Source organism: Candidatus Omnitrophota bacterium, from assembly GCA_028715415.1.
In the GTDB taxonomy this organism is placed as follows: domain Bacteria; phylum Omnitrophota; class Gorgyraeia; order Gygaellales; family Profunditerraquicolaceae; genus JAQURX01.
The window spans coordinates 90,916-104,918 of the sequence record JAQURX010000002.1 but is presented as its reverse complement, the minus strand read 5'-3'; the positions used below and the strand labels follow the sequence as shown (position 1 = coordinate 104,918).

At 38.0% G+C, this 14,003-nt stretch carries 1 protein-coding gene (running past both ends of the window); it reads right to left on the bottom strand.

On the bottom strand, window positions 1–14,003 hold part of the coding region annotated (galE, locus tag PHO70_01135; protein ID MDD5431584.1) for a UDP-glucose 4-epimerase GalE (this coding region is incomplete at its 3' end). The annotated region is longer than the window, extending 91,126 nt past the left edge and 19,443 nt past the right edge; 14,003 of 124,572 annotated nt are visible.

Below are 14,003 nucleotides of genomic sequence, written 5' to 3'. Positions count from 1 at the left end.
CTTGATAAGAATGATTCTTTCTTTTGTGCTACTTGCGCATCAAAAGCTTCAATATCACCTTTAAGATTATCCCATGCATCACAAACAGCATCTTTAGCTGTATGACGGCTTATTATCTCACTATCTTTAAGCGCGAAAACAACAGGAAGATTTTGAGCAATACCAATACACCTGTTTATTGTCCCATAACCTTCGGGATAACGTAAACCATCCAAATCGCTATATGCTCTATCTAATTCGGTATCATCACAATTTGGAGGAGAAGTTGAGATATGAACAGTTGAAGGAACAATCCCATCTTTTTCGTTAACCTGCTGGATAAACTTAACTATCGGCTCTGCATCTGCCGCATCAGTATCAACATTGATTATAGCCTTTGTGTTACGCGGGCGAGCGCGGACTTTAAAATAATTTGTGTAATGAGATTTTCTATTTTCTATGTGAAATTCGGCTAAATCCTGATCAGAACCTCCAACTTTCATTCCAAGTTGATCATTGAAATTAACCCAAATATGCTTATTAACCCAACCATCCTGAACAATAGTCCTTGCAATAGATGCGTCCGGTTCACTTATTCGCTGTGTATCACAATGCTCATCAATCCATATCTCCGAATTTTCATGACGGCTTACTTCACCTCTCTCACTAGCCTCCTGCAGATAATCTTCAGAATATGAATGCGCATCAAAAACATAAATAGAAAAACCTGAGGCCATGCGTATTGCCACATGATTCTGCATATCTGTAGGGGCTGCTTTTACTCTATCGGAATGTAGAATATCATCCCAAGAGCCTAGTACTAATCTTGGATAAACTTTTGAACACCAATATTTATTAGCGGGATCCCAAGCATAATGCTCTTTGTCATACGCATCTAAATCTAAATCGGGATCGCGAGGATTAGAATACTTGAGACTAAAGAACCTTTCAGTATCATTCATCGCGTCGTTATTATTATCGCTTAGGCCTTTAATAATGTGGCTGATAAACTCGTGATAAAGAATTTTTAATTGTAAAGATGAGGGCAGTTTGAAGAAATATGGATGCAGATAGACTGTTTTTGTATCAATGTTGCAGGCGGCGACATTGCCTTGGGTAAGAGTTAAATCGGTGGTAATGATTTTTTTTGCCTCAGGCGGTGCGCGGCCAAGGAGCTTTTCTAGTTTTATTAATCTATCTTTAAGAATACTTTCGGCATCTGCGGGTTGAGCCTGCTGTGCAAACTGATCTGGAACGCTTAAAGGATAAGCATTGACTTTCCCACCCTTAACCGATGCTATGGCATCTTTCACAATAGCATCCAAATTCTCATCTTCGTATAACCTAAAATGCCTGCTTGTAGCCTTCTCTAAAAGCTTAATCTCTAACATATTAAGCAAACGGCTGCAATCAGACGGGCTAGCACTAGACTCAATTATTGATAGCATTTGCTTTCTTAGTAAAGAATAAATCACTAGAATAGCTTCGGGAACTTTACCTTCTTTATTAGTATGCAATATAAAATTACGAAGAACTTCACAATAATTCACAAAAACCCAAATATCACCGTTTGATTTCTTAGCTACTGCTTCCAAAGTAAAGGTTATCAAATATCTAAAAATGTAATAGCTTGGCTTAGGACTCCAAAATGCCTTTTCCAAGTCTTCCAGATAATCAAAACATTTCTGCTTTGCTTCTGCTTCGTTAAAATATCTTGCTATCTTTGCCGCACCGGAAAGAATTGAATGTTTTTTAACAGAATCGAGATTTTCTGATAATTTTTCCAAGAATCCAGTAATTTTCTTTCTTGCCTCTATATTATTTAAATCCGTCATCTCGGTACAATAGCCCATTTCTCTAAATATTTTTTCTACCCCAAACCAGGTATCATTTTGTTCCAGCTTAGATAAAACTTCAGCAGGGATAAGACGATACAGTGTTGCAGGATCAATAAATATTGTGTGGAGATATGCGTACGGAAGAACTTCAGTTCTAGTGCCATTTCTTATTTTCTGCCCGGAAAAAGGAAAAGGCAATTGTTCATACAATGTTTCTGCTTCTTGAGGATTAAATTCGGATTTTCGGGATTCCCAACCAATTACCATCTCCGGATTCTCTCCTGAAGAATACGCGTAATCTAAACCTCTTATAGACCTGTTTAATCTCCTAAGTAAATTAGTCGAAACTTCACTGACTATATCCAAAGAAAGTACCTCATTTAACATTGATAAGCCATTATTCCCCTGTGATACAATTTCTTTCCTATTATCCAAAACGCCTTTAATCTCTCCTGTTGAAACAAATTCGTTGAGATATTTCATAAGGGTAACCCCGAGCTCGCCGTCTCCGCCCAACGCAGAAATACCTAAGATAACATCATGCGCATATTCTGATTTTAGTTTAACAAACATTCCTAAAACAACTGTATCCGTAACCGGAGATTTAACATCTTTTTCCGGATGGGTTGCGCAATTTTCACAATCTATATTATGTGGATACCTGGCTAAAATATCTCCACCCATATCCAAACCGATTGTCAAAACTTTTTTGTTTTCAATCAACTGGCTATAACCGGCTGCCAAGGCTTTTGATCCATCAGAAACATCCATCATAATTAAATCAATACCCATCCTCTTCATATCGTCAATGATCGTTCCTTCTTTAATATCAACCATCAATGAACGGCCGTTAATACCAACCCGGGCAATAATATTAGGCTCATCTAAAACATAAAAATGCTGTGAAGAGCCGAGCGGATTTAACTTATGGAATATTCCATCTTTTACAATCCCGATATTATCTACCGGAGTCGGGCCGCCCAATGGATTCTCTTCGCCTCTTTTAAGGTTGGTAGTAAAAACAGATACTTTTGTTTGCTTCTTGCCAAGATTATCAAGGATAAACTTCATTTCTCTGGCCATAAGCACAGCTCCTAAGACATCCCCACCGCCTCCGGCTGTAACAATATGCAACTCATCAAAATTATCTGATTCTAATAAATCCTTCCAAGGCTTTTTCATATACAAAGCGTTATTGTTTCCAACTTGCTGTAAAGTTAAATTATTTAATGAATTTAACCAACCCTGATCTGGCTTAAGGCCTATCTCATTATTTTTAAGGAAAGCGATATGGCTATTTAATAATTTATGTTCAAAAAGATACTGAATAGTTTGTTGTAACGCTCTATCTTCTCCGTCACCCAAAAGATGAAATAACTCATGCCCCTCAAAAATCACCTTTAATTGCTCCTGTGGGCCACGTAGAATATTCGGATTAACAAATAGAATACTACCCCTTACTTCTGCCGGTGCAACTAAGGAAGGACTGATTACAACGTTGTAACTATCCAAAGTAATACCCTTCGATACCAAAGCATCACTTCCGCCAAAAGCTGAAATAATCATTCCCAACTCATCGTTAGTTGGAATTCTATCAGGCTCATTAGAAGTAGGCATAGTAGCAGGATAAAGAAAATTCTGCATTTCGTTTGAACCGGCAGCTGTAGAGAGTTGCTCTATTTGGGTTTTAATGGCTTCAAACTCTACCGCATCACCTTGAAGCGCTCTTTGCCTTGCCTTTTCAATCCTATAAAAGGTCTGATTATATTCATGCAATTTACAAACCGGCGGACACTTTGTGTGTAAACATATATTTGCAATTACTTTCTTTCTTTCTTCACTAGCCCAAATTTGCCGGAATTCCTGTGCTTTTAAATTTCCAAGCTTATGCTCCGGATTGCCATTAAACTCTGAACATAAGAAAACGTCTCCATTTGGCCAAACCTCGGAGAATAAAGCATTAGCCAAACATACAGGATAATCTTTTTTCTCAACTACTCCGCGAAGCTTTGTTTCAATTGCTAAGATTTTTACTGTTGTGCCTTGCAAGAACTTAACTTTTTCTCCCTTTACATCTTCTTCTTCAATCGGAAGGCTCTTTATGCCTTCCAATGCTTTTTCAAAAACCCAAGCAGGGAATTGCTCGCCCTTAACAAAGAAATTATAGTAAGCTTCGAATGCTGGCTTATCTTGAACATACAATTGCTCAAATAATCTAACTGTTGCTTGCGTAAATTGGTTGCCTCCGACATAATTAGCAGTAGGCCTGAAAGCAATATAATTAATTCCTCCCCCGGCTGCCTTATACGCTAAAGTCACCACCTTGGCTATCTCTCCAATATCTTGCGCATTCAATGGATTAATAATTACTCCCACTCCAATAACAGTTTTTGAACCTTTGGTTATTTTTTCTTTCGCTAATGCCGTCAAGTTACTAAGCACTTTCTGTAAAGTATTATTGTTTTCCGGAAGGCCATGGGTAAGATTAAATATCCTCTGCGTTCCAGAATCTAAACTTATGCGGATAAAAGTTGGCTCAATATCTATTAATTCTTTTATTTTCTTGGCGTCTAATAAGCTTCCGTTTGTATAAAGAGCGACTTTTAGGCCTTTTCCTTTAGCATAACGCATCCCGGCAATAGTAAACGAATTTGTTAACGGCTCTCCTCCGCCGGTAAAAATAAGCGCTTTTATACCCGCTGTTTGTAACCTATCTATATAAAGTTTCATTGTTTCAAAATCCATTTTCTGACATTGAGGCACAGTAGAAACAAGAGCAGACTGATTTTCTTCAATCATTGAAATTATTTCACGCAGGCTTTCAGGATTTTGCTCAGTTATTTTTAAACCCCTCTCGTAGCTACCGGAAAAACCTATTTTAGGCTTGCCATAAGTACAGGTTGGACAATTATAATTGCAGGCAATAGAAGGAACAAATTCAGCGCTTACTGGCATAATTTCATTAAATCTTCCAGCAAACACACCAGCTCTAACTTCAGGATGATACACCCATTTGTCCTGAGCATATTCTTGATACTGCCTGTTTAAAGTGTTCTCAATTGAAGCATTACCTTCTTTATTATCAATAATACTACTAACAAATTCCTGCGTATCTCTCATTGCCTCAGCTTCATCTCTTATACCTTTGGCAATATGGCTAATGAGCTCATGATAGAGAATCTCTAATTGTTTTGCTTCTGGAAGACTAAAGAAATACGGATGGAGATAAACTGTTCTTGTATCAATGTTGCATCCGGCGACGTTGCCTTGGGTGAGAGTTAAATCAGTGGTAATGATTAGTTTCCATTTAGCTAGTTCTGGAGGTGCTCTGCCAAATAAACGCTCAAGTTCTGTTAATCTATTATTTAAAGCTTCAAAATGGCTATCTACAAATGCTTCTGGTTGTTTTAAATCAAAACCATTCACTTCAATACAAGTTAAAGCTTTATTCTTACCGTATTTCTGTTCGGATTGCTGCTGGATTGATTCACCAACCAACATAGGGTAAGAATTAATCTGATTACAATCTTTCAAGCTAATAACAATATTATAATATGCTCCGTCTTTCCATCGTATTAATCTAAAGTTTAATTTTCTTTGCATTTTTTGAATTAACGCCAGCATTTTCTCATTGGTAGACAAAACCCTTACCCCTACTATCGGATTATCCAATTTACCAAATGAAGATATATGTGTCTCTCCCTTACTATCTCCTGTCTTGACCGCATACAAAAATATCTCATTAAGAAGAGCTCTTCCAATTCCCTTACCCTGAAATGCCGAATGAACACCCATGAAACAAACACTCCGGTGCGTTTCGTTATATACCAAGAACCCAACCGTTCTGTCAGATACCATTGCTGTGAAAAGTTTCACGGTATCAGTAAATTCGCCATCTTCCGGAGACCAGGCATAACCTGCAAGCTTATGCTCAAACATTCTCCGAATATACTCAACACGGCCAAGCGGCCACTCAGTAGCCCCCTCTTCCAAAGTAAGACTGATTTCTTTAATATTTTCCAAGTCGTTCGGAGATAATACATCTTTTGAAATAATACTAACTTTTTCTGTTTGAACATTTGCCGAAACATCCATAACTCTAATCCTTGATTCGAAAATTCCCCTTAAATCTTCTAATGATTCCTCAAACTTATCATCGGGAAGAGTGGTTTCCTTCAATGAGACTACTATACTTTCCCAAGTTAGATTATCAAAATTATCCTTACTCATTACATTAAGCAGCCCCATCTTCTCTGGGCATCCCCATGGATCTCCTTTAAATGCAGTTGGGCATTCATTTGCAGTTGGGATTATTACCGCTAAATTACCTTTCATTGAAAGCTCAAAAGGAATATTCCTTTCCTGGAAATAATTAACCGCCAACCATAAAGCTAAAGATAGCTGAGATTGATCTTCGCCTTTTATTGCAAATATGTTTCCTGGATAACCTGTCAACTTGGCAATCGCAACATTACCGTAACTTTCCCAAGCTAAATCGGAAGATTCAATAAAATTAAATATATGCAAATCTGAATAATACAATTGGAAATGCTTGCTATTGACGCTTGCTCCGGCAAATAAGCTATGATAGAACACGGTAGCCTTTGTTAAAGCTGAAAATTCAACTAATGCACTAATGTCAAATCTATATATATACTGGTTAGTCGTCAATTTAGGAACAAGAATTGAGGCGTATTGTTCAGTAGGCGAAGCATTAATAACTACTTTCCAATTTTCTCCTGCGAGGCGAAGATTATCTACCAACACTTCTTCGGGCTTAATCTTAGAAAAATTAAATTTATCCGCTTCGAGCGGCAAATCCAACTTAACAGGCATATCCAGCCAATACATCTTTCGAGCCTTTCTCTCATGAGCAGATAAACGAGCAACGAAATTGTGTAACCCTTTTTGCATTTTTGTACGTTGCATTTGTTCTGGAGTAACAATAAATATGCCTTTATTCCAAGCTTCTTGCCATTTCTTTTGAATTTCTCCATCCAAAGCTGTAGGCTTAGCTAATCCATTTAAAATTCTTTTAACATGCCAATCTACTAAATTCAAAGCGTCACTTAACTCCCCGTTATTATCGATAATTAATGAAGCCATGGCGCAATATTCTTCATGTGAAGGTAAATCTTTATTTAATCTTTCTATAGCAAGCCTAGTAGCTTCAACAGGAATCCCTTTAGCAGCATCTCTTATATACATAGACTCTTCACGTGTTTCCCGTTCTCTCGCCAAATACCAAACTTCATCTATTAATTGATTCATTCCGATTTTATGGGTATAAGCACCATCAACAAAAATAATACTTGAGGATAAATCCAACTTCTCTATAATTTGCTCTAATATTTTCAACAAAACAAAAGGCCTAGTAATTTGTTCATACCTAGCAAGCGTTTCAGAGCTTTTAAAAACAACACTCTTATCCACGCCACCTGCTTGATTGATTACTCCCAAACCAAATTCTGCTGTAAGCTTTTCTATTAATTCTGCAGGAGCGACTTTGCTAAGCTTACGGAAAATTTCATCTATTTCAATAACCGGGAAACCTTTGGAAGCAAGATGCTTACCGGATTCGCTTTTCCCGCTTGCATTCGGCCCTGTAATAGAAACTATCTTGATATTCTTTGCTGATTTCTCAGAAGTTATATGTTTGAAGCCGTCATTAGTTTTAGTTTCAACTGTTTTTTGTTTGAATGTTAATTCTTTATTCTCATCTATAATAATTGCAATATCATTCAAATTGAGATTTCCCGCAGATGTTCGAGGTAAATTAGAATAATCATTGAGATCCACCACGCCTGGATAGTTACTGTTAATCTCTACTTCGCCTGCGTATACTGCACATTGAAGCTTAACTCTTCCTTTTATAGCCAACGATTTAAGATGCTTGGTTGAAGCATTAGTACCGAGGCAATCAATGCAATTCTGGACATCTTTCCAGAATCCATCGTCCTCAGGCTCTCCTTTCTTATCAAGAAGCAACACGCCTTCTGCATTTCTCTTATAAGAAATCAAGTCAAATAATGGAGGAGTAAGGTCACTTTCTGAATCTTCAAGCATCCATGTTGAAGAAATCTTGTCTTTAGAATAGTAATCAGTGTAATTTTGGAACCAATAATCCGTAGCTTCTTTTACTGGAGTAAAGAAACGGGTGCGATAATTCTTATCTGCGTTAACGATATTTAACAATTTCCCTGTGCCACTTAAAGAAAGCAGCGATTTTATTCTTGGATCGGTGCTTCGAGCAAAAAATGCATTCAAATTAAGCAATGCTGACCCAAGCGCCCCATCCAACTGGATAAATTTAAATAGCACATTACCATCTTTATCCTTTACTTCTTTAGGATTAGGTATAAGTGTAGGAGCGATAATTTCTTTGACCCTATCTTCCCCGACGATTTGAGCCAGAGCTTTAAGTATTTGAGAAAGAGCATTATAATTAATAAGTGCTATATTTGTATTAAAATACTGGGCTCCTGCCTCTCCCTTTGTTAAACCCATTTCTGCAAAAAGCTTCCTTTGGTCCTTATGTACTTGAGCAAGCTCTAAGATTGAAGGGGCCTCGTCTAAATCACTCTCAAACCTTTCTATGCCAATCTGGCCGCCTTTCTTATCAATGCCGGCTTTTGTAGTCGTAATCATTACTACAGGAATATTATCCCTTGCCATCCAGCCAACAATAACTCGATCCGGCATATTATTAATGCCATCTCCGTTAAAGAATGCCCGAATGTATATTTTTTCATTTAGTATTGTAGCAAAAGCTTCTTTGATTACTGATATTCCCCACCTTAAAACATCCAGAAGAAAAAGCATTCCGATTTGCCCGTGCCCGCCGCCTGCTTTCTTTTTATCCCATATAAGCCCGGTGACAGGATCAAGAGTTGGAAGATCTTTAGTATTAAACCTCTCCATATCACCAACTATAATATTCCTATCTCTTAGGGCTTGTTCATACGTCTTTGCTGGTTCCAACAAACAAGATTTCTTTAGAAGCCTTTCATAGGAAGGCTTAGAATCAGAACTAATCAAAGGCACATAATTAGCCTCGGCATAAGAAGCAATACCATTATCGTGCTCGGAAATTATCCTCAAAAGTTTCATTTCCGCAATACTCACTCGAATTAATTTGCCATTAAGATTGATATCGTAAGCCAGGTCGGTCCCTTTAGCACCAAGCTTAACATCTCCTGTCTTTTCGTCTCTAGCTCGATCCTTAAATTCTTCCGGTTCATTTTGTGCCCTAAGGTTTAGGTATCTAATTCTTGCAACATTGGCTCCTAACCCTCCGTCTAGCGGATTAAAAGTCATTACGGTATGTTTAATTTGATCTGAATAATGCTGAGCTTTATCAGCAGCTAACAAATCAGCATAGCTTATTGCTCCAAGTTTTTTTCTACGCGCATCGCTATTCAATAATGCGGAAGGAACAAAATTCTCCCCTCTAGATGTTTCTTCCCCAATAAGAAACGCCTTGGCCCCTCGAATGAAACGGCTCCAAATAGACTTAAAATACTCTGCTTCTTCTTCATGTGCTCCAGTAAGGCTAAATTTATTACTCCAGTAATCTAGATTACCAACTAAATGGTGGATTGAACTAACAAAATTATGGGCTTCATTGACAAGCAGGCCTTCGGCAACTAACTGTTGCTCTACAGCTTCATGGAATATAATTACTGCGATGCGGATAAGTATCTGATCTTCTTTATTAAGGAATACAAAGATTGCGTCATCTTCGGCAAATCCATCCGGAGGCCCGCGCTCTGAATTCGTAACAAGAAATATTCTCTTGGCCTGTAAAATATCGTGTAATCTTAAAGGCTCTTTATTGGCATCGCGTTTTACTTCCAATGTGTCTAAAATATCAAAGATTTCTTTATTATTTTGTTGAGCTAGCTCAACAACTCTTCCTTCTTCATGAGCTTTAATTACGCGCTGTCTATACTCGTCAATTTGTTCTTCTGAATGCTTACCGAGAAACGAAGTAGCTGGAGGATAAAATCTTTGATAATGTTGATTTTCGCCTGTTACAGAGAATTTAAACAATGCTTCTACTAAATTAATGCTGGTTTCCCAGCTGTTATCGCTGAATAAAGCATTTCTTATCAACTGTGAATACTTAGAATTAACATTTCTTTGGCTCCAAATGTTATAACAATGGTCAAAAGCAACCATAATATTATTAATAGTATTATCAAAATTACCTTCGTCAATCGGGAAACGTGCACCATTACATCCTTGTTCATCGCTAGTTACATCAAAAGCCCAAGAAAATTCCGGAATGGCAATAGTCTTCACTGTTGATTTATGGCCTTGGACATCAGAAACAAGGCAAGGCACGCCAAATCCAAGTGCCTGCATCGGCGAAATTCCACCCGGTTCCCAAGTTGAAAAGGCGATAAATAAATCTCCCCCCATAAATGTTCGATTATAAATCTTGGTAGGATGAGGATCGGGTAAATAGCCATTAGAATAACCAACGCGGCCAGGAAAATCAAACACCAAACGATCTAATTCTTTCATTAAATCGGGGTTCCCTTTCCCTCCAAAAACAAACATCACGTCAGGATACCTGCCGCTAGTAATTATTCGGCGCACAAAAGGAGCGACAAACTGCATCCCTTTTTGGGAATCAATACGTGAAACCATGTTTACCACAAAATTTCCATCATCAATATTACTTCTTCTGTCTTCAGTTGCCCTCCAATATTCAGGATATTCAGCAATAACCTTTCTGGCTTCTTGTTTCTTCTCGGCAACCATAGCCAATAGATTCTCTATATCTGCTTCTTCTCTAACATCAAACATGGACTTTCCAAACCACCCTCTTTGAATCTCTCTTAAGAAAATCCCGTTTGTAATAGCAAACAGCCTGCGCTCATTCATCAATTGACGATATATATGGCAAAGACCTTCACCACAACCCTTACCATCACCTCTTAAATAATCAGACATCTGCCCGGGGCTTACTGCAACAACAAAATGAGCATTTCTAATAAATGCAGCCATGAAATTTATTGTATCGCCATTGTGCGGGTCTATGAACCAACCGTAATCTTCTTGTGCTAATCCAATATTACCCAATAAATCAACCCCTTCCTGGAAACGCCCAACCTTAAACTGATAATCCTGCCCATTATTATGCACCCATCCGATTCTATCCGTATGCATAAAATGCGGGTCATTCCTATATAAAGAACGGCTTGAATTAAGATGCGCTAATAAAGGAGCGCACATCCAATCATTACCGACAACTATATCAGGGTATATATTCATTACCTTCATTGCTTCCAAAGCACCCAATGAAAGAAATATCGCCCTTAACTCCTCATGCTCCTTAGTTACTCTTTGATTAGGATCAGTGGTATTGCCTCTTAACCCACCGTATAAAGCATCCGCAAAATCAGAGTTATCTAACAATAAGTGCTCAACGCCTGCTATTTTAGTATGCGCCACTGCTGCCTGAACAATACCATGACGCCCCAAATAAACCTGAGCAATTTTCCCAGTATATTTAATATTCCATTTAGTTATTGTTTGGTCTTTAATATATTTACGGCTGATAATCCCATTATTGGTTTCTGAATATGTATAAAGCGGGCTAACAACATAAACTTTTAATCCGGATTCGACTAAAACTACTGGAAGCTCACCTAATACATCTGCCATGCCGCCGACGTGAGAAAGCGGCTTTACTTCAGGGGTAACAAATACTACAACGCCCACTCCCATCCAGCGTAAAACCTTGCCTACAACAATCGTAACGTCTTTATCAAACTCATTTGCGGCCAAACCATTTAATAGCTGATTTGAGATTTCAGCCTTACGTACCGGATATTTCTCAATTAAATCGTGCATTAATATAGTCAAGTCTGCAATGCTTATACTGTTTTTATTATTTATATCTGTAACAACCATAGCTAATTCTTTGAATCGGCCGTAGAACAACCCTGGATTATTAGTTACTTCTTCAATATACTTAAATGCGTAATTATAGGTAACACGTAACAGCTTGTCTTGTAATTGATAACGAATGAGTGATTGTCTTAACAAATCATTCTGATCGCAAGATCCAGTAACATCACTTATTGAAATAATAGCCGTCTTAAATGAATCGAGGGTTAACTTAAAGTTCTCTCCAGCTAATTCAGCTCCAGAGAATAGTTCTTCTTTCTTTGATTCACAATCAACTATCTTATAAATTTTATTTGAAGTTGTATCAATATTCAATCTAGCAACCAATGGCGCTAACTCAATATTTACAGACGCCTTCTCCCATCCCATATTAATCAAGAATATATAATTGCTTTTGCCGTTGTATCTTGCGATAGCAAATACTCTATTATGTCCGGTATTGATAATATAGTTGTCTCCTTTATAAATTGCTGGATTTGCTCTATAGAAGCCTAAAGCCCTCGAATAAAAATCCTGCACTGTTTCGCCAAATCTGTTTTCAAAATCAAGCTGAGCAAAATATTTCTGCCTATTAGCTTCATCATAATTATGATAAGTAAAATTATCTATTCTGATACGATGAACCTCGCCTATTTCTTGACGATTATAGATGATGACAGGCCCGCGAGTTGTTGCTAACCACGCCCAGATTGCCGCTCTTGCTTTTTCGGGCCCATAGCTGTTCCATCTATCCATGAGGCGATAATAATCATGGGTCTCCAGGGCTGAGGCAAGCTGAGCTCCTTGTGGGAAAGCACTAAATAGCCAACGGAAATGGCTGTTTAAAACATCCTGGGTGCTGCTACCGCGCAATAAACAGTTTTCCAAATCATCATGGGTACCGATATCTATTGGAACGATACCGGATTTAACCAATTGAATGTCTCTTTCATAATTTTCCCCAATAAAAACAAATTCCGGATATTCTTTTGAAATTTGCGCAACTAAATAAATCAATAATGGATTAGCCTCATTAGCATCCCATTGATTTACAATCCTAAATCCGCCTCTGTATTTGCCATATGCGTTACGATCCCAAGAAGTAACCTGTCCAAATAACTTTTGTTTACTATTTAAAGAGGCATCTACCGGCAACATGCTCCCGAGCCTGTGGAACACATCGCCTCTTATACCAGAAACCCCTAAAGAAGCTAATCTTCTTACTAAATCTGCAAATGCTTCTATGTTGCGGCTGTCTCTCCAATTAATCATTGCTGAATCATGCCATTCAACCGCACTGCCATCCTCATAATTACAGCTTCCATCTGTTGCAAGGCGCTTGACAATTTTTCCAAAAGCCCTTGCTTTTACAATCGCCCACTCAGGAAGGTCTTTAAAATTCTGGTTAACATGCGGTATAAGGTCAACAATAATATCAATACCAAATTCTTCTTTCGCTCTACTTACCAATCGTTTTAGCCCCTCTTCACCGCCTAATTCCTTGCTAATGCTAAAGCTAAGAGGTGAAAATAACGAAGCATCAGGGCCAGCTTGGCCTTGGATATTTTCCGGCTTATCAAGCTGATAAACCCCCATAACATATATATAACGGAAATCTTTCTCTTTTAAACGAGGCAAGATGTCTTCTATAGATTTAAATGTGCCGGGAATTGCCCTGCCATTTTCATCATAAAATACTTTGCAATCCTGGTCATAAACCCCCATATATGCAGGCCAAGCCTGATAGATCATTTCACCTTGTAAATCTCTCTGGCAAAAGATTATAATATTGCCTTTTTCATCCTGAGAATAAATCCACTGAGCATTGTTATCCTGCCTCGTCTGTAAAGCGACATGGATTATGCCCTTCTTGGCAATTATTGGATTGTTCGTTGATAACCTAAGCTTATTTGTATCTTCTCTGCTTACTGCCAAATCCAAGTATTTAACAACGCCTTCCTGTAAAATTACAAAACGCGCGCCAAATGCCTCAAGGTTTCTTACGCTATCCGCATTAACTTCAATAACCAGATCTTCAAACTTAATCTCTTCGCCAAGTTTTGCAATTCTAGTTGTTTTAGCGTAAGGAAAATCCGTGGGCCTTGCACTATATAAATGATTAAGCATAGACTGAGCTTTTAGCTGAACAGCCTGATTGTCTATACCTAAAGCCGCATGAATTAATCTCTCCGCTTCCCTTCTTAATTCCGGATTCCTTGCCAATGCTTCCAACTCAGTCAAAACATCAAGCGCATCTTGATAATTATCCGAATTAAGCCTATAAAC